General features: G+C 31.7%; 18 protein-coding genes. 9 read left to right on the top strand and 9 right to left on the bottom strand.

Features of this window, described 5'->3' with window-relative positions; genetic code table 11:
• Positions 1-74: 74 nt before the first annotated feature.
• Positions 75-1,694: an ABC-F family ATP-binding cassette domain-containing protein gene (locus KCTC32516_RS09095; RefSeq protein WP_301400103.1), complete on the bottom strand. Its 1,620-nt coding sequence runs from the start codon at positions 1,692-1,694 to the stop codon at positions 75-77.
• 218 nt (positions 1,695-1,912) lie between these two features.
• Here KCTC32516_RS09095 and KCTC32516_RS09090 point away from each other — a divergent pair, with 218 nt between their 5' ends.
• The 4 genes from KCTC32516_RS09090 (at position 1,913) to KCTC32516_RS09075 (ending at position 7,184) form a co-directional block, all read left to right on the top strand.
• Positions 1,913-3,301, top strand: a complete 1,389-nt coding sequence (locus KCTC32516_RS09090; RefSeq protein WP_301400102.1) for a TlpA family protein disulfide reductase — start codon at positions 1,913-1,915, stop codon at positions 3,299-3,301.
• Positions 3,302-3,468: 167 nt separating this feature from the next.
• On the top strand, positions 3,469-5,322 hold the full coding sequence (locus KCTC32516_RS09085; protein ID WP_301400101.1) for a DEAD/DEAH box helicase: 1,854 nt from the start codon (positions 3,469-3,471) through the stop codon (positions 5,320-5,322).
• 188 nt (positions 5,323-5,510) lie between these two features.
• The gene (locus KCTC32516_RS09080) at positions 5,511-6,524 is read left to right on the top strand and encodes a hypothetical protein (RefSeq protein ID WP_301400100.1); all 1,014 of its coding nucleotides are present in this window, start codon (positions 5,511-5,513) and stop codon (positions 6,522-6,524) included.
• A 153-nt stretch (positions 6,525-6,677) separates the two neighbouring features.
• Positions 6,678-7,184: a hypothetical protein gene (locus KCTC32516_RS09075; RefSeq protein WP_301400099.1), complete on the top strand. Its 507-nt coding sequence runs from the start codon at positions 6,678-6,680 to the stop codon at positions 7,182-7,184.
• Between the two features lie 132 nt (positions 7,185-7,316).
• Here the strand turns inward: KCTC32516_RS09075 and KCTC32516_RS09070 are convergent, their stop codons facing one another.
• The 4 genes from KCTC32516_RS09070 to KCTC32516_RS09055 all read right to left on the bottom strand — a co-directional run bounded on the left by KCTC32516_RS09070 (position 7,317) and on the right by KCTC32516_RS09055 (position 13,016).
• The gene (locus KCTC32516_RS09070; protein ID WP_301400098.1) at positions 7,317-8,327 is read right to left on the bottom strand and encodes a hypothetical protein; all 1,011 of its coding nucleotides are present in this window, start codon (positions 8,325-8,327) and stop codon (positions 7,317-7,319) included.
• Positions 8,328-8,514: 187 nt separating this feature from the next.
• The gene (gene capB / locus KCTC32516_RS09065; RefSeq protein ID WP_301400097.1) at positions 8,515-9,768 is read right to left on the bottom strand and encodes a cysteate-C-fatty acyltransferase; all 1,254 of its coding nucleotides are present in this window, start codon (positions 9,766-9,768) and stop codon (positions 8,515-8,517) included.
• 84 nt (positions 9,769-9,852) lie between these two features.
• The gene (gene capA / locus KCTC32516_RS09060) at positions 9,853-10,851 is read right to left on the bottom strand and encodes a cysteate synthase (protein WP_301400096.1); all 999 of its coding nucleotides are present in this window, start codon (positions 10,849-10,851) and stop codon (positions 9,853-9,855) included.
• Positions 10,851-13,016 carry a S9 family peptidase gene (locus tag KCTC32516_RS09055; RefSeq protein WP_436410099.1) on the bottom strand — a complete coding sequence of 722 codons (2,166 nt, stop codon included), beginning with the start codon at positions 13,014-13,016 and terminating at the stop codon, positions 10,851-10,853. The genes capA and KCTC32516_RS09055 overlap by 1 nt, the downstream gene beginning before the upstream one ends.
• A 106-nt stretch (positions 13,017-13,122) precedes the next feature.
• Between KCTC32516_RS09055 and KCTC32516_RS09050 the strand changes: the two genes are divergently transcribed.
• Genes KCTC32516_RS09050 through KCTC32516_RS09040 form a run of 3 tightly spaced genes read left to right on the top strand, consistent with a single transcriptional unit; the run spans position 13,123 to position 14,041 of the window.
• The gene (locus KCTC32516_RS09050; protein WP_301400094.1) at positions 13,123-13,449 is read left to right on the top strand and encodes a YbaB/EbfC family nucleoid-associated protein; all 327 of its coding nucleotides are present in this window, start codon (positions 13,123-13,125) and stop codon (positions 13,447-13,449) included.
• On the top strand, positions 13,410-13,703 hold the full coding sequence (locus KCTC32516_RS09045; protein ID WP_301400093.1) for a DUF2752 domain-containing protein: 294 nt from the start codon (positions 13,410-13,412) through the stop codon (positions 13,701-13,703). The genes KCTC32516_RS09050 and KCTC32516_RS09045 overlap by 40 nt, the downstream gene beginning before the upstream one ends.
• Before the next feature lie 14 nt (positions 13,704-13,717).
• Positions 13,718-14,041, top strand: coding sequence for a CCC motif membrane protein (locus tag KCTC32516_RS09040; RefSeq protein WP_301400092.1), 324 nt, complete (start codon positions 13,718-13,720; stop codon positions 14,039-14,041).
• A 52-nt stretch (positions 14,042-14,093) separates the two neighbouring features.
• Here KCTC32516_RS09040 and KCTC32516_RS09035 read toward each other — a convergent pair whose 3' ends face one another.
• From KCTC32516_RS09035 to KCTC32516_RS09020, 4 genes are all read right to left on the bottom strand, one after another.
• Positions 14,094-14,546 (bottom strand): DUF5362 family protein, encoded by a 453-nt coding sequence (locus KCTC32516_RS09035; RefSeq protein WP_301400091.1) that lies wholly within the window; start codon positions 14,544-14,546, stop codon positions 14,094-14,096.
• A gap of 6 nt (positions 14,547-14,552) precedes the next feature.
• The gene (gene rocD, locus KCTC32516_RS09030) at positions 14,553-15,797 is read right to left on the bottom strand and encodes an ornithine--oxo-acid transaminase (RefSeq protein WP_301400090.1); all 1,245 of its coding nucleotides are present in this window, start codon (positions 15,795-15,797) and stop codon (positions 14,553-14,555) included.
• A 216-nt stretch (positions 15,798-16,013) separates the two neighbouring features.
• Positions 16,014-16,391 (bottom strand): DUF6768 family protein, encoded by a 378-nt coding sequence (locus KCTC32516_RS09025; protein WP_301400089.1) that lies wholly within the window; start codon positions 16,389-16,391, stop codon positions 16,014-16,016.
• Positions 16,381-16,944, bottom strand: coding sequence for an RNA polymerase sigma factor (locus tag KCTC32516_RS09020; protein ID WP_301400088.1), 564 nt, complete (start codon positions 16,942-16,944; stop codon positions 16,381-16,383). Before KCTC32516_RS09020 ends, KCTC32516_RS09025 begins: the two co-directional genes overlap by 11 nt.
• Before the next feature lie 326 nt (positions 16,945-17,270).
• On the opposite strand from KCTC32516_RS09020, the gene rlmD reads away from it, so the two are divergent.
• Both rlmD and KCTC32516_RS09010 read left to right on the top strand, forming a co-directional pair.
• Positions 17,271-18,725, top strand: coding sequence for a 23S rRNA (uracil(1939)-C(5))-methyltransferase RlmD (gene rlmD / locus KCTC32516_RS09015; protein ID WP_301400087.1), 1,455 nt, complete (start codon positions 17,271-17,273; stop codon positions 18,723-18,725).
• Positions 18,726-18,790: 65 nt separating this feature from the next.
• Positions 18,791-19,153 carry a four helix bundle protein gene (locus KCTC32516_RS09010; protein ID WP_301400086.1) on the top strand — a complete coding sequence of 121 codons (363 nt, stop codon included), beginning with the start codon at positions 18,791-18,793 and terminating at the stop codon, positions 19,151-19,153.
• Positions 19,154-19,168 lie beyond the last annotated feature (15 nt).

Below are 19,168 nucleotides of genomic sequence, written 5' to 3'. Positions count from 1 at the left end.
AAGATTGGTAAGATTCCTGTTTTCACAGGAATGACATAAAAAAAGGAAGCTAATCAGCTTCCTTTTTTTATGTTTTATGAATACATTTTTTCTCGTTGTTCTTTAATCTTTGGATCAGATAAATAATCATCAAAAGTAGCATATCTATCAATCACTCCTTTTGGAGTAATTTCTATAATTCTATTTGCAACCGTTTGTGCAAATTCATGATCGTGTGTAGAAAGCAATACGGTTCCTTTAAAGTTAATTAACGAGTTATTTAAAGCCTGAATCGATTCTAAATCTAAGTGATTTGTTGGTTCGTCTAATTGTAAAATATTTGCTCTTGTCATCATCATTCTAGACAACATACAACGGACTTTTTCTCCACCAGACAACACATTACATTTTTTCAATGCTTCTTCTCCACTAAAAATCATTTTCCCTAAAAATCCTCTTAAAAAAACTTCTTCTCTTTCTTCTTCTGTTTGCGCATATTGACGTAACCAATCTACCAAATCTAATTCTGCATTTGTAAAATACTCAGCATTTTCTAACGGTAAATAAGATTGTGTTGTTGTAACTCCCCAATCAAAAGAACCAGCATCTGCCTTTTCTCTGTCATTTAAAATTTGATAAAAAGCAGTAACTGCTCTAGAGTTTTTAGAAATAATAGCAACTTTATCACCTTTATTTAGGTTGATGTTGATATCATTAAATAAATATTCTCCTTCAAACTTTTTAGCCAATCCTTCTACGTTTAAAATCTGATCTCCAGCTTCGCGCTCGCTTTTAAAAATAATTGCAGGATACCTTCTGCTTGATGGTTTGATATCATCAACATTTAACTTCTCAATCATTTTTTTACGCGAAGTTGCTTGTTTCGATTTCGCAACGTTTGCAGAAAAACGACGAATAAATTCTTCTAATTCTTTCTTTTTATCTTCGGCTTTTTTGTTTTGTTGTGCTCTTTGTTTTGCTGCTAACTGACTCGATTCGTACCAAAAAGTATAGTTCCCAGAATAGTTGTTTATTTTACCAAAATCGATATCAGAAATATGTGTACAAACCGCATCTAAAAAGTGTCTATCATGCGAAACTACAATTACCGTATTATCATAATTTGCTAAGAAATTTTCTAACCAATTAATGGTTTCAAAATCCAAGTCGTTTGTTGGCTCATCCATAATTAAAACATCTGGATTTCCAAAAATTGCTTGTGCCAATAACACACGCACTTTTTGTTTTCCGTCTAAATCTTTCATCAATGTATAATGCAAATCTTCTTTAATTCCAAGGTTAGACAACATTGCTGCGGCATCAGAATCTGCATTCCAACCATTCATTTCTTCGAACTTTACTTGTAATTCGCCAATTTTTTCTGCATTTTCATCCGTATAATCAGCATACAAAGCATCCATTTCTTTTTTGATGGCAAACAATTCTTTGTTTCCCATAATAACAGTTTCTAATACTGGAATTTCATCAAAAGCAAAGTGATTCTGAGATAAAACCGACATTCTTTTTCCTGTTTCTAAATGCACATGACCAGAAGTTGGATCTTGCTCTCCAGATATTATTTTAAGAAAGGTAGATTTTCCTGCACCATTTGCGCCAATAATACCGTAGCAATTGCCTTGTAAAAATTTTGTGTTTACTTCATCAAATAATATTCTTTTACCAAACTGAACGGATAAATTTGAAACTGAAAGCATTTTTCTATAATTTTAAATTTTTGGCAAAAGTATAAAATTTATAAGGAGTTTTGGGTGTTTTTTGCTTTAAAAATAGAATAAACATCTTTTATAAATCAATAAAATACAGAAGTAAAATACTCATTTAAAAATGCTACTTTTATAAAATACTTTAACAACGTATTAACAAGTTGTTGCAAGATGTATATGTAATTTTGTTTCTAGTCTAAAATGAATAAATGAATCGATTTTTTAAATATTGTTTTTTACTTACAACTATTGTTTTAATTGGTAGTTGTACAACTTCTAACAAAGAAAAACGCACTTATTTTGGTGGTAAAATTATACATCCAAAATCTGATTTTGTGTTGCTGTACCAAAATGACAAGCTGATTGATAGTTTGTTTTTAGACAAAGAAGATAAGTTTTTAGGATCTTTTAAAGATTTTAACGAAGGTTTCTACTACTTTATTCATGGCAACGAAAATCAATACATTTATTTTCAACCAAATGATAGTATTTCTATTCGTTTAAATACTTGGGATTTTGATGAATCTTTGGTTTTTAGCGGAATTGGAGCTGAGAAAAACAACATCCTTATTGATTGCTTTTTAGAAAACGAAAAAGAACGCTATAACCATTATATTTATTCATTTTACGGTTTAGAACCAACTGCTTTTAAAGCAAAATTAGATTCTTTATTAAATTTAAGACAGTTAAAAATTGATGCTTTTAAATCTAGACAAACCGACTTGCCAGAAAACTATTCTAAAGTTTTAGAAGTGGTTGCCAAATATCCTATTTACAATCGATTTGAAAGATATCCAGCCAAATATAAAGAAATCAACAAGGCAGCTGATTTTCCTAAAATAGATGCTGCATTTTATAGCTACAGAAAAAACATCGATTTAAACAATAGCGATTTAATGTATTTAAAATCTTACACACAATACATTGTAAATAGACTTTACAACAATGTGTACAAAGAAGGCTATTCGAATACATCAAATGAATTTACGGTGGCTTTATTAAATACGATTGATAAAAACATTACTAGCGAAAAATTAAAAAATACTTTTTTAAGACAAATCGTTATCAATGATTTTTTAGATAAATCATCTTGTAGCATTAATAAAGAAGCTTTCTTTACCTATTTTAAATTAAGTTCTGACATAGAGGATAAAAAAGAAATTCAACGTTTAATTAACGATGTAAACAAAGTACATGCTGGAAATCAATTACCTGCCTTTGATGTGTTAGATTTTAACAATGCCAAACACAGTATCAAAAAATTAACAAAAAATAAAAATAGTGTTATTTATCTTTGGAATCCTAATTATATCAGTGGCGAATATTTATCATCAAGAATTAATTATTTATCAGAAAAATTTCCAAAACTTAATTTTATCGGTGTAAAAATTGCTGCCTCTACAAAAGAAAAAGCGGTACAAGGAATCGATATTAAGCAACAGTTTTTTATCGGCCCAGAAAGTAAAATAAACGAGTTTTTAACGAGCAAATTACCAAGAACTTTATTGATCAATAAAAAAGGTGAAATTGTAAACGGCTACGCTTCTATTACCAGCTCTAAAATTTACAAACAATTAAAGACTTTACAGAAAGACTAAATCTTCTTAGGTAAATCCATATTATTTTACGTACCTTTGCACGCTCTTAATTATAAGAATTAAGAAGATTAGATCGTTGTTACCCAGTTTAATAAGTAACAGATTCTAAAGCGTTTATAAACCGAGTTTACAGATACTGGCGTCTGTGATTCACAATTGTTCACAGCATGTCAACATTTTTAGAGTTGGGGCTTAGAGAAGAAATCTCTAAAGCGCTAACAGATTTGGGTTATGAAAACCCTACAGTAATTCAAGAAAAAGCAATTCCACAAGTAATTGCATCCACACAAGATTTAAAGGCTTTTGCACAAACCGGAACTGGTAAAACAGCCGCTTTTAGTTTGCCTATTTTACAACAATTAGATGTAAATAGTAAAGACACACAAGCAATTATTTTATCTCCAACTAGAGAACTAGCAGTTCAGATTGGAAAAAACATCGAAGAGTTTGCAAAATATTTAAAAGGTGTAAGAACTACAACCGTTTATGGTGGAGCAAACATTGATGAACAAATTCGTTCATTAAAAAAAGGTTCTCAAATAGTTGTTGGAACTCCTGGTAGAACAGTAGATTTAATTAAGCGTAGAGCCTTAAAACTAGGAAGCATTCGTTGGATCGTTTTAGACGAAGCCGATGAAATGTTAAACATGGGTTTTAAAGACGAATTGGATAAAGTTTTAGAAGCAACTCCTGCTGAAAAACAAACTTTGTTATTTTCTGCAACTTTTCCAAGAGAAGTTGAAGCGATTGCAAAAAACTACATGACCAAGCCTATAGAAATTACTTCTGGGCAAAAGAACGAAGGTTCTGATGACGTAAGTCACGAATATTATGTAGTTAACGAACGTACACGTTACGAAGCTTTAAAAAGAATTGCAGATGTAAATACAGATATTTACGCAATTGTATTTTGTAGAACTCGTAGAGAAACACAAGAAGTTGCAAATAACTTAATAAAAGATGGTTATAGCGCAGATGCGTTGCACGGAGATTTATCTCAAGGGCAACGTGATGGCGTGATGGATAAATTCAGAAAGAAAAGTATTCAGATTTTAGTAGCAACAGATGTTGCGGCGCGTGGTTTGGATGTTACTGAATTAACACATGTTATCAACCATAAATTACCAGACCAAATAGAAAACTACACACACAGATCTGGAAGAACTGGTAGAGCTGGTAAAAAAGGAATTTCGATTGTCTTGGTCAACGGAAAAGAAAAAGGAAAATTACGTTCTATAGAAAGAATTATCAATAAGAAATTTGTACAAGCAAATATTCCTAGCGGAAAAGAAATTTGTCAAAATCAATTAATGCATTTAATTGATAAAGTGCAAAATGCAGAAGTAAATACCAATCAAATTGAAGAATTTTTACCAAGTATTTACGAAAAACTAGAAGGATTAGACAGAGAACAATTGATTCAGAAATTTGTTTCTTTAGAGTTCAATACGTTCTTAGCCTATTACGAAAATGCAAAAGATTTAAACGATTTAGCAGCATCTAGAGGAGACTCTAGAGATTCTGGCGGAAGAGGAAGACCAAGAGACGAAAACATGACGCGTTTCTTTATCAACTTAGGTAGAAAAGACGATTTAAATCCTGCACGATTAATTGGTTTAATTAACGACCAACGTATTACAGACAATATAGAAATTGGCGCAATTGATATTTTAGACACTTTTTCATTCTTTGAATTGGATAAAAACTTTGAAGGACAAACATTAAGTGCTTTTGAAGAAAACGATCCAGAATTTAACGGACGTGGCGTAAATATAGAAATTACGAAGAAAGAACGTTCTGGCGGCGGAAGAGGTCGTGGCGGTGATAGAAGCGGAAGAAGATCACCAAAATCTGATGGCGGTGGATTCGGAAGAAAACGTAGCGATAGAAGCTCTTCTTCATCTTCTCCAAGAAGAAGCGGTTCTTCTGACAGAAAACCAAGAGCTGGCGGAGACAGACCTGATAGAGGTTCTGCAGACAGACAATCTGGCGGTTTCGGAAGAAGACGTAGAGAAAGATAAAATAGTTTTAAACTATACTACAAAAGCGCATCCATCATGGATGCGCTTTTTTTATGCCTTTATTTTGCTATATTTGAGATGCTAAACAAAACAGTAACTTGTTTTATTTTTAATGTAAAAATTGATAAAGAGAGCTTTAGTTACTTTATAACGAGTTGTAGGTAAAATACCCTGAAAGAGAAAAAACTATGAATAAAATTGCATATTTATTTGGAGCCGGAGCAAGTAGAAATGCTCTTCCAATAGTAAATGAAATTCCATCCAGATTAAAAAGTTTAATTGATTTATTAAATAGCGAAAAATTACAACTATCAGCTGAAGATAAATTTACAGATATTGGGTTGAAAAATTTAGAATCAAAAAATGTTTATCAAAAGGAATTGATAACTGATTTACAATGGTTATTAGATGAGAGTTCTAAACACGCAAGTGTGGACACTTTTGCAAAAAAACTTACTATAAAAAGAGAACGTAAAAAGTTAGACAAACTTAAAGTGGCTCTATCAATTTTCTTTATTTTCGAACAAACTATAAATCAACCTGATAAAAGATATGATTCATTTTTTGCTTCAATTCATAATGAATTATATGATTTTCCAGAAAACATAAGAATATTATCTTGGAATTATGACTACCAATTTGAACTATCCTATCTTGAATATTCAGGTCAAAGTGAAATTTCAAATATTCAAACATCATTGAATATTAATCACAAATATGGTGACAATCATCAAAGAGATAAATTTGGAATATATAAATTAAACGGAACAACTGGTTTATACTCTGACAATGGTTGGAGACAATATATGTACGCAACAAATTTAAATGTAGAAATTGACATAAACTTTATAAATCAAATTGTTAGAAATTATACTGCAGCTATATATTTAAATAATATTTATTCGAATTTTTCATTTGCTTGGGAAAGGGAAAATCCTGAAAAAAGCATTGTTGAAATGGCAATCGAAGCATCTAAAGATTCTGTTGCTTTAGTTGTTATTGGCTATTCATTTCCTTTTTTCAACAGAGACATTGATAGAAAAATAATTGGTGGAATGAAAAACTTGAAGAGAGTTTATTTTCAAGCTCCAGATGCAGAAATATTAATAGAAAGGTTTAAAGCTATTAAAGACGACGTGGAAAATATTGAATTAATTCCAAAATATGATTTAGAACAATTTATACTTCCGAATGAATTATAAAGTACTACCTACAACACCGTATATAATTTATTGCTGGCTTCTTGCCTACTTACGAAAGTCCTCGCGGACTTTCTTGGTCGTTAATTATTTACTAAATTAGTTGCTTGAAACACGCAACAAACCATATACAAACACGTTGTGCATAATTATTAAATGAAGAAAGAAACCCAAGAATCATCTAGAATTGATTTATATGTAGACCATCTTTTGGTTTGTAAAGATATGGATAACCTTATTTTGAAAGGTCACTTAATGACTGAAAGGGCTCTTCAATTTTATATTAATGAATATGCAAAAAAGAAAGTAAATTTCAAAAAAGTTAGATTTACATATTCCAATAAAATAGAAATTGCAAAGCTACTTGGACTTTTTGAAAACGGAAATTCACAACTTTATCGTTTATTAAAACTTCTAAACTTATTAAGAAATTCAATTGCTCACAATGTTGAATATGACACCAAAACACTTGATACTTTTTTTAAAGAAGCTTACATTCAAAAGATTAGAGGAAAAAATGGTGTTGAAATGATGAGTACTAAACACAAGTTTGAATACGATCTAAGCAAAACAGAAAAAACAACGATAAATGGAATCCATTTTAGACTTTTACTAAATGTATCAATGATCTGTTCTAGAATTTATAAAATTTCTGGATTATAATAAAAACAACGTGTATGCATCATTGCTGGCGAATTTTTCCGGTGAAAAAATCCAGTGATTATTCAATGTTGGTTTTTAATTAACTAAATTTATCGCTAGCCAGCCGCAACAACCCATATACAAACACGTTTCTTAAAACGGCAAACTAATCGCTTCTGGTTGTATAAAATCTTTAGAATACGGGTTTTCTAAAAAACTTACTGGCGGCTTTTGAAATTGAAGGATATCTTCTTTTTCTATTCCGTACACTTGCCAATAATTAGAAAGCAATTGGGCAAATATATTCTCGTCCCAAAACCCAAAAACAGGTTGCACTCCAGTGGTTGCAACTTCTATGCTAATGTTTTCGTCTAAGCTTTCAACGTTATATTCTGGTTGGTGTTGTAAGATATAATCTGAATAATGAAAGCGTGCGTACAATTCTTCAAATTGCACAGGATGCAACACATGTCCTTTCATTTTATCGAGAATTTCTTTGTGCTTCTCAGCTATTACTCCATTGTCTTGCAAACAGGCTATAAAACCAAAACCATTTACTCCAAACGAAAACATTAAATTGATAGCATCATCGCGATAGCTAAAAATATCTGAAGAATATTTAAGCGGAAAAACGGCAATACTCCACGGTTTTTGTCCAACAAAAGTAATTGGCTCTACAATAGATTGCAGCATCAAATGAAAATACCCAAAACGTTTTCTAAGCGTTTCAGAAAGTTCAAAAGTTTTGTTTTGCGCTAGCTGCGTGTCTCTTTCGTAAATCATTTCGTAATACAACAAGCCATAAACCATTCTGCCTGTCCATTGAAAAAGCAATTCCTCTTCGAGTGCGTCCATTCCTTCAAAACCTTTTTGATATGCGGTTTCAACCTTAACATCTAGTTCTTCAAAAGCATTTTTTACTTCAACAGAACACGGCAATCTAAGATCTTCGTAGTGATATGATTTCGCTTTGTCCATCATCTCAATTTTTTCATCACCAAATTTAAAATGATCCATCAACCATTTCGGAAAAACGGTCATGCTTTCGGTCGTTAAAACTCCAGAAAGGAAGCAAAAATGTTCGTCAAAAATCAATTCTTTAAAAGGATTATAAAGCAATTGGGACATCATAATTAGGGTTTTATTTTTTGCAAATATAGGCATAAGCTTCAGTTTCCTTTGCCAAATTTACTTAGAATTCATCGCTGGAATAAAATAAAATTGGAATTTAAAAAATTACTTAACAAGCAAAATCAATCCTTTTTAAAAAGATGAAAAACAACTTTTACAGAAAAACGTAAATATCAATTTTGTTCTTTAGCTAGATGTGTAAAAAGGATCTATAGAAAAACTATTCTTCCATCATAGAAACAGCAATCTTTTTATAGGTACCATTTTCTAATTTGGTTCTAATTCCAGAAAATGCTGCAATTGTTTCATCAATATCTTCTTGCGTATGTGTTGCAGTCGGAATCAATCTTAAGATGATCAATCCTTTTGGAATTACTGGATACACCACAATAGAACAAAAGATTCCGTAATTTTCACGTAAGTCATTGACCATTGCCATTGCTTCAGGAATTTCTCCTTTTAAAAACACTGGTGTAATACACGTTTGTGTAGTTCCTAAATCAAAACCAGCCTTTTTTAAACCACCTTGTAAAGCATTGGTGTTTTCCCAGAGTTTTGTTTTTAATTCTGGCATTGTACGCAACATATCTAAACGTTTTAATGCTCCTTTTACCATTGCCATTGGTAAAGATTTTGCAAACATTTGAGAACGCATATTGTATTGTAAATACTGTATTACATCTTCATCTCCTGCAAAGAAAGCACCAATACCAGCCATCGATTTTGCAAAGGTTGCAAAATAAACGTCAATTCCGTCTTGTACTCCTTGTTCAAATCCGGTTCCTTTTCCGTCTTTCCCTAAAGTTCCAAAACCATGAGCATCATCTACTAATAAACGGAAGTTGTATTTTTCTTTTAAAGCAACAATTTCTTTTAATCTTCCTTGTTCTCCACGCATTCCAAAAACTCCTTCAGAAATTACTAAGATTCCGCCGCCTGTTGTAGCAGCCATTTTAGTAGCACGTTGTAAGTTTTTCTCAAAACTTTCCATATCGTTGTGTTTGTACACAAAACGTTTTCCTGCATGCAAACGAACTCCATCAATAATACAAGCGTGCGTATCCATATCATATACTATGATATCGTTTTTAGTGACCAACGCATCAATTGCAGAAACCATTCCTTGGTAACCGAAGTTGACCAAATAAGCAGCTTCTTTCTCAACAAATTCTGCACATTCTTTTTCTAATTGCTCGTGAAAAACAGTATGACCAGACATCATTCTTGCGCCCATTGGATACGCCATTCCGTATTCTCTAGCAGCTTCTCCATCAACTTTTAACACCTCTGGATGATTTGCCAATCCTAAGTAATCATTAATACTCCACGTAATAACTTTCTTTCCGTTAAAAGACATTCTGTTAGAAATTGGTCCTTCTAACTTCGGAAAAACATAATATCCTTCGGCTTTATCAGCCCATTTTCCTAATGGTCCTTTATCACCTTTTATTCTTTCAAATAAATCTTTCGTCATATGTTTTGTTCTTCAAATTTGAGAGTGCAAATTAACTGTTTTTTTAGGAGTTAATCAAATAAATGCGCATCTATATAACAAGCACTACTCCATAAACCCTTGCTGTTGCATCCAAGAATCGTTGTAAATTTTATTCATATATCTAGATCCGTGATCAGGAAAAACCAATACAACAACACTATTAGTTGCAAACATATTTTTATTGTTGTACTGAATTGCCGCTTGAAGAACAGCACCGCTTGTGTATCCAGAAAAAATTCCTTCTTTGGCTACAATTTCTCGAGCTCTAAGCGCAGCATCTTTATCTGTTACTTTTTCGTAACAGTCAATTACATCAAAATTAGTTGCAGTAGGAATTAAATTTTTACCCAAACCTTCTATTCTGTACGGATAAATATCTTCTTCGTCTATTTCTCCTGTTTCGTGAAACCCTTTTAAAATAGAACCGTACGCATCTACACCTAATATTTTAATTGCTGGATTTTGCTCTTTTAAGTATTTCCCAATTCCAGAAATTGTTCCTCCTGTTCCGCTTGCAACAACTACATGTGTAACTTTCCCTTCGGTTTGTTTCCAAATTTCTGGTCCTGTAGAATGGTAGTGTGCTTCACTATTTAATTCGTTAAAATATTGGTTGATGTAAATGGAATTCGGAGTTTCTTTATGAATTCTTTTTGCTACTTCGTAATAAGAGCGAGGATCGTCTGCGGCAACATTTACAGGACATAAATGCACCTCTGCTCCCATTATTTTTAACATGTCAATCTTATCTTGAGATGTTTTAGAACTGACTGCTAAAATGCATTTGTAGCCTTTTACCATAGAAATCATTGCCAGTGAAAAACCTGTATTGCCAGAAGTAGTTTCTACAATGGTATCTCCAGGTTTTAGAAGTCCTGTTTTCTCTGCGTTTTCTATAATATACGTTGCTATTCTGTCTTTTGCAGAATGACCTGGGTTGAACGATTCTAATTTTGCAAAATAAGAACCTTTTAAGTGATTTGTAATGGTGTTTAACTGAACTAATGGTGTTTGCCCAACGAGTTCTAAAATATTTTTATTTGTGTTTTGATTTCTTGTCATTATTCAATTTTATTCTCTAAATCTAACATAAATGCGTATTCTTTAGCTACTTCTTTTAAGGCATCAAATCTTCCTGATGCTCCACCATGGCCAGCGTCCATATTTGTATGCAATAACAAAATGTTATCGTCTGTTTTATATTCTCTTAATTTAGCAACCCATTTTGCAGGTTCCCAATATTGCACTTGACTATCCCAATAACCGGTTGTAATTAACATATTTGGATATGCTTTTGCTTTTACTTGATCGTACGGAGAATAACTTTTTATGTAGTCGTAATATTCTTTGTTCTTCGGATTTCCCCATTCGTCAAATTCTCCCGTTGTTAACGGAATACTTTCATCTAACATGGTAGAAATTACATCAACAAAAGGAACTTGCGCTATAATTCCGTTGTACAATTCTGGATTCATATTTGCAATTGCTCCCATTAACAATCCGCCAGCAGATCCGCCCATTGCGTATAAATGATTTGCCGATGTATAGTTATTTTCTATTAAAAACTTAGAACAATCTACAAAATCGTTAAACGTGTTTTTCTTCTTTAATAGTTTTCCGTCTTCGTACCAATTTCTTCCTAAATATTCGCTTCCTCTAATATGCGCTAAAACATACACAAATCCTCTGTCTAACAAACTTAATCTTGTGGTGCTAAATCCATCAGGAATTGTATAACCGTAAGAACCGTACGCATATTGCAATACTGGTGTGTTTTCATTAATCTCAATATCTTTTCTGTATACTAAAGAAATCGCTATTTTTTTTCCGTCTCTTGCGGCTACCCAAACACGTTTGCTCGTGTACTTATTTTTATCAAATTTTCCTCCTAAAACTTCTTGTTCTTTTTTGATTTCTTTTGATTGGTCATCCATATTAAAATCAATTACAGAACTTGGCGTTGTCATTGAATTGTAAGAATAACGAATTGTATTGGTATCAAAATCTGGATTTGAATATACATCTGCCGTATAGGTTTCTTCATCAAAAGGTAAATAATAATCTTTGGTATTGTCCCAACGTTTAATTCTAATTTTATTCAATCCATTAGTACGTTCTTCTAGTACTAAATAGTTTTTAAAAATAGAAACATCTTCTAACAGCGTGTCTTCTCTATGCTTAATTACATCTACCCAGTTTTCTTTAGAAGTTTTATCGACTGGAGTTTTCATCAATTTAAAATTTTTAGCGCCATCTTTATTTGTTAACAGATAAAAATGATCTCCATAATGCGAAACACTATATTCTAAATTACGTTCTCTTGGTTGAATAATTTTAAAACTTCCGTTAGGGTTATTTGCATCTAACACTCTATATTCTGTTGATAAAGTTGAATAAGAGGCAATTACAATAAAATCATTTGATTTTGTTTTTGCTACTCCAATTCCAAATGTTTCATCACTTTCGTGATACACTTCAACATCATCAGATTCATTCGTTCCTAAAACATGTTTAAAAACCTTATAACTTCTTAAAGAAACAGGATCTTTTTTTGTGTAAAACAAGGTTTTATTATCGTTTGCCCAAACTGAACCACCATTTGTATTGGTAATTACATCGTTGTAAACTTTTCCTGTTTTTAAATTTTTAATGTGAAGCACATATTGTCGCCTACTAATTGTATCAACCGAAAAAGCTGCCAACTCGTTATTTTGGCTGATATTTAATCCGCCTAATTGGAAATAATCGTGTCCTTTTGCCAATTCATTTACATCAAACAACAATTCTTCTTTAGCATCTAAAGATGCTTTTTTACGGGTATAAATTGGGTATTGTTGTCCTTTTTCGTATTTCGTAATGTAAAAATAGCCATTCTTTTTATACGGAACAGATTCGTCATCTTCTTTAATTCGAGATTTCATTTCTTCGAACAAAGACGTTTTAAAATTATTTGTATGAGATGTTATTTGATCGTAATAATCGTTTTCTGCATTTAAATAATCAAGCGTTTTTGTAGTTTGCTCGTCTTTTACTTTGGCGTTTTTTTGCTGATCAGACAAACGCATCCAAAAATAATTGTCAATTCTAATATCACCATGCGTTTCAATTTCTACTGGAATTTTTTCTGCAATTGGTGGTGTAATACCTTTATTTTTCATGGAATCATTTTTACAAGCGGTTGCAAAAATAAGGCTAAATGCTGTAGTGTAAAACAATATCTTTCTCATTTTTTTAAATTTTTTACTTCCTGTGAAAGTAGTAAATTTGTGTCAAATACTAAATTATAGAATTATGTTTGGAGATATGTCTGGAATGATGGGTAAATTAAAATAAGTGCAACAAAAAGTTGAAGAAACAAAAGCACGCTTAGATCATATGTTGATTGATGAAACCTCATCAAACGAAAAAATACACCTTACAATTACAGCTAATAGAGAACTAAAAGCGATTAGAATTGATGACAGTTTGCTAAATGATGCAGAAGAATTAGAAGGTTATTTAATTGTTACGCTGAATAACGCTATTAAAAAAGCATCCGAAATAAATGAACAAGAATTAGCCAATGCTGCTAAAAGCGGAATGCCAACTATTCCTGGAATGGATTTATTTAAACAACTTTTATGTACTTACAAACAGAAGATTACTTATTGCCCTGTTTAAACAAAAAACTCTTTGGAGTTGATTGTTTAGGTTGTGGATTTCAGCGCGCATTTTTATTTTTACTAAAAGGCGATTTTGCAGAAGCTTTTAAAATGTATCCTGCAATTTATACCTTAATAATTCTTGCTGTTTTTGCTTTATTGCATTGGAAATACACGTTTAAAAACGGAAGAAAAATTATTCTTACTTTAGCTTCAATAAATGTTTTAATTATTGTGATTAGCTATTTTATAAAAATGAATCAACTCTTTTAACCACTTTATACATTATGGAAAAACAAAAATTACCAAACTCAACAACAGTCTTAGTATTAGGAATTATCTCAATAATAACCTGCTGTTGCTATGGAATTATAGGGTTAATTCTAGGAATTATCGCGTTAGTTTTAGCAAATAGCGCAAAGAAAATTTACTTAGAAACTCCAGAAAACTACACCGGATATTCTAATGTTACCACAGGTAAAATACTTAGTATTATCGGTATTATTTTAAATCTTATTTACTTAGGGTTTATCGTTTATATTCTTACTGTTATTGGTTGGGAAGCACTGCAAGACCCTACTTTATTACAAGAAAAAATGTTAGAATTTTAAAACTAAAAAAACCTGCATTTGCAGGCTTTTTTTTATATCATAAATTGAAAAATTACATTGCTGCTAATCCGCCGATTAAAGCAAGTAAAATTCCTAAAGCATAGAAAGCTAGCATTACAATTGTTAAGATCCCAATAAACTTATAATGAGATTTTAAATTCATAAGTGCATCCGATAAAACATCTTCATCTTTTCTTGCCAATGCTGTTTTCATTTTATCGGCAAAACGATACAAATACAACACCGGAAAAATATATAAAACTGCCATTAATAAATAAACGAGCATAATTAACCCACTACCAACTTCAGCATAAGCATTAGACTCTGGCAAACTACCAAAAAGTGTCCCAGCAAAAAGTGCTATTATCACCAATAAACCTATTCCTATAAAACCCATAATCGCTAAAAAATTGGCCCATTTTGCTGTTTCTTTTAAGAAATCAATCGCCTGATTGTTTAATTTTAATCCAGTTGAATTAGTGTTTTGAGTTAAATGATCTTCCATACTTATTTATTTTTTAAATTCTGATATTGTTTTTTTAATAATAGAAATACAATCCATCAATTGTTCTTCTGTCATTACCAAAGGTGGCGCAAAACGAATGATATTCCCATGTGTTGGTTTAGCTAACAATCCGTTGTCTCTTAGTTTCATACAAATATCCCAAGCGGTTGAGCTATCTTCTGTATCATTAATCAACACTGCATTTAACAATCCTTTTCCCCTTACAGAAAGTACCAAATCACATTCTTTTGCAAATTCAGACAATTCAGCTCTAAAAATCTGTCCTAAAGCCTCAGCATTTTCTGCTAAATTTTCTTCTTGTACAACCTCTAAAGCAGCAATTGCTACCGCCGCAGCAATCGGATTTCCTCCAAAAGTAGAACCGTGATTTCCTGGTTGTATCACATTCATAATAGTATCATTTGCCAACACACCAGAAACTGGATACGCGCCGCCAGAAAGTGCTTTTCCAAGAATTAAAATATCTGGTTGCACATTTTCGTGATCTACTGCTAACATCTTACCCGTTCTTGCAATTCCTGTTTGCACTTCATCGGCAATAAACAATACATTGTGTTTTGTACACAAGGCTTTTGCTTTTGTTAAATATCCTTCAGAAGGAACATACACGCCAGCTTCACCTTGAATTGGTTCTACTAAAAATGCTGCAATATTTTTGCTTGAGTTTAACGTTTCTTCTAAAGCTTGTAAATTATCATATTCAATTTTGATAAATCCATCAGTATATGGGCCAAAATTTTTGCGAGCTACAGGATCATTTGAAAAAGAAATAATGGTAGTTGTTCTTCCGTGAAAATTGTTTTCACACACAATAATTTCTGCTTCATTTTCTGCAATTCCTTTTACTTCATACGCCCATTTTCTAGAGATTTTCAATGCTGTTTCTACAGCTTCTGCTCCAGTATTCATTGGTAATAATTTGTCAAAACCAAATAATTCTGCTGCAAATTTCTCGTACTTTCCAAGCATGTCATTATAAAATGCTCTTGAAGTTAAAGTTAATGTTTGCGCTTGTTGTACCATTGCGCCAACAATTTTTGGGTGACAATGTCCTTGGTTTACTGCGGAATATGCTGATAAAAAATCATAATACTTTTTACCTTCTACATCCCAAACATACACGCCTTCTCCTTTACTCAATACCACAGGAAGTGGATGGTAATTGTGCGCTCCGTACTTGTTTTCTAAATCGATCGCTTGTTGCGAAGTTAATTGGTCTAAAACAGCCATTTTTAATACTTTTAAATTTATATAATAACCATTCCTTATCTACCTTTATCCTTTCGAAAGTTTCGAAAATTCAGCGTGGGAAAGAAATCATCCCCGAAGTTATACAAAAGTAGTAAAATTATATCTTGAAATAAAAATTATTAAGAAAAACGAATAAGTATTAATAGACCTCACAAATTTTAGAAATCTGTGAGGTTTTTTTAATGCCTTTTCTATTTATTTTGAAGAAGCGTATGTAATCAATAATTCCAATCGTTTAAGCTCTCTAAGTAGTGCATTTTTATCCATTTGCATCCAAGCAAAAATCTTTAACATGCTAACTCCGAATAAGAAAACCAATCCGCCAACTCCCCATTTAATAAGTTCGTTTGTAGCTGTGGTATTAAAAAACTGAACGGTACAATACACAAACAATCCGAAGAAAACCAACGTCATAAAGTTCATTAGAAACATGATCCATTTATTTTTTCCTTGAAACAATCCGCCAATCATTTCAAAAATAGTTTGTTGTTCTAATTCATCGTAAAACTTTGCTTCTTCTTGCGATAAGGTTTCCTTTATCAATTTATCTATTTCTTCTGTGTTATTCTTCATGATATTTATGTTTTAATGATTTTTTTAATTTTTCTCTTGCGTGAAACAATCTCGATTTTGCGGTACCAACTGAAATCTTTAATGCTTCACTTATTTGTTGTAACGAATAATTCTCTGTGTAAAATAATTTGATTATCATTTTTTGATTGGTTGGCAATACATCCATTTCAATTTTTAAAATGGATATTAATTTTGTTTTTTGTTCTTCTGATTCATCAATCGTATTGCTTTTGTCTTTTTCGTTATAAAAGGTGTTCAGTTTATTGCTTTCTCTTTTATTTGCTCTAATCCAATCAATTGCTTTTCTGTTTACAATGCTTATACTCCAGCTTTTAAATTGCTTCGGGTTTTTTAATGTGTCTAGTTTTTTAAAAATAATCACCCAACTTTCTTGGACTATATCTTTCGCAACATCAGCATCTTTTACATACCAATAAGCAAGTTTACAAAACGGAATATGCCATTTTTTAACCAAACCAGAAAGTGCTGCTCTATTTCCTGATTGATACTCCAATACCAATTCACAATCTGACAAAATAGTTGTATCCTTCATAATTAATTACATCTTATAGACGTACCATCTTAAAAAAGGTTCATTTTATTTTTAACTTTTAAAGATAATCTAATTATACAGATCGTTTTTTTCATTATTTAGAATATGGGCGTTCCCTAAAGGTCGGGCTTTCACTACTCGCTTCACGCCAAAAAGCGTAAGAGCTCAAACAAACCGTTCAATCCCTAACGCAAATAGCAAACATTACTTAAAAAATGAGGTAAAAGTTGTCTTTAGATTCCAAAATAAAACCTCAGAGGTTTTTAAAACCTGTAAGGTTATTATCAATAACTTTTCCTAATTTTGCGAACCATAAAATACTTAGAATGCCACGTAGAGAACGAAATAAATTTGTGAAGAAAAATCAGGTTTTAGAATTAAAAATCGAAGATTATGCCTTTGGTGGAAAAGGAATTGCAAGAATAAAATCTGAAGAAGGAAGTTTTGTTATTTTTGTTCCCAATACATTACCTGGACAATTGGTGAAGGCTCAGATTCAGAAATCGAGCAAAAAATATGCTGAAGCAAAATTAATTGATGTTATAGAGCCTTCAGAAAATGAAGTTGAAGTTCCGTTTCAAGATATTCCGGGCGCACCTTATATCAAATTACCAATCGATTTACAACATCAATATAAAAAGGAAAGCACGCTATCTTTATTTAAACGAATCGGAAAAGTAGATAATATTGAAGATTTATTTGACGAATTTGTAACGTCTCCAAATGTATTTCATTACAGAAATAAAATGGAATATGGTTTTTCTGCCATTGGTTACGATAGAGTTGCAAAGCACGATAAAGACGAGTTTACTTTAGGCTTTAAAAGACGTGGAGTTTGGTGGATGGGAGATAATTTAGAAAAAGATTCTGGACTGTTTGACAAACAACTAGAAGACCATTTAAAAGACATCAGAAAATATTGTGAAGAAACAGGTTTAGAACCTTGGCATGGACCAAAAAGAGAAGGTTTTTTTAGGTATTTTGTTGTTCGGAAATCATTCAAAACAAACGAATTATTGTTCAATTTGGTGACAACTTCACCCGAATTAGAAAAGTTCGATTTACAGAAATTTGCAGCATTTTTAGTTGAATTATTTGGAGATAGAGTTGCTGGATTATTACATACCATAAACGATGAAACTGGCGACAGAACAATTGCCACTTCTGGTAGTTTAGAATTGGTGTACGGAAAAGATAAAATTGTAGAAGAATTATTAGGATTGAACTTTGAAATCAGCATGAAAAGTTTTTTTCAAACAAATCCAAAATGTGCAGAAAAGTTGTACAATAAAGTGGTAGAATATGTGTTAGAAGACAAATCAAAAGTTGACAATACTGTAGTAATGGACTTGTTTTGTGGAACCGGAACCATCGGACAAATTGTAGCTTCTAAAAGTGATAATGCAAAAATTGTTGGTGTAGATATTGTGGCTTCCGCTATTGAAGATGCAAAAGAAAATGCCAAAAGAAATAACATTAACGGATTGCAATTTTATGCTGCAGATGTTGGTAAGTTTTTAACCGCACATCCAGCATATAAAGGAAAAATAAAAACCATTATTTTAGATCCTGCAAGAGCAGGAATTGCACCAAAAACATTACAGAAAATCATCTATTTAAATGCAGACAGAATGGTGTATGTTTCTTGTAATCCCGCAACACAAGCAAGAGATGCAGAACTGTTGAGAGAAGCTGGTTATCAAATTAAAAAAATTAGTTTGGTAGATCAATTTCCACATACTTCTCATATAGAAACTGTGGTGTTGTTTGAGAAAGGTTAACGTTTATTTGTTTAGTAAATGTAGGATTAAATGGTTTATTCGTTTATTTGTTAAAAAAAGACGCTATGAAAATATATTCATTTGAAAAATTAATTGTCTGGCAAGAATCAAAAAACCTAATAATCGAGATATATAAAATCACAAAAGGTTTTCCGTCTAATGAAAAATTTGGATTAATTAGTCAATTAAGAAGAGCATCTGTATCTATTGCTTCAAATTTAGCAGAAGGTACATCGAGAAAAACAACGAAAGACAAAGCTCATTTTACAACAATTGCATTTAGTTCTGCAATGGAAGTGTTAAATCAAATCATAATTTCTAAAGAATTGAACTTTGTTTCTGAAAAAGATTATATTTTAGTCCGAGAAAAATTAGAAAAAATTACAAACATGCTAAATGGGTTAAGAAAAACGCAACTAAACCCATAAACAAATAAACGCATA

The sequence above is a fragment of the Polaribacter huanghezhanensis genome (assembly GCF_030444335.1).
Taxonomy (GTDB): Bacteria; Bacteroidota; Bacteroidia; order Flavobacteriales; family Flavobacteriaceae; genus Polaribacter; species Polaribacter huanghezhanensis.
Note: the sequence above shows the minus strand (reverse complement) of the source record. Positions and strands in the feature narration are given on the sequence as shown.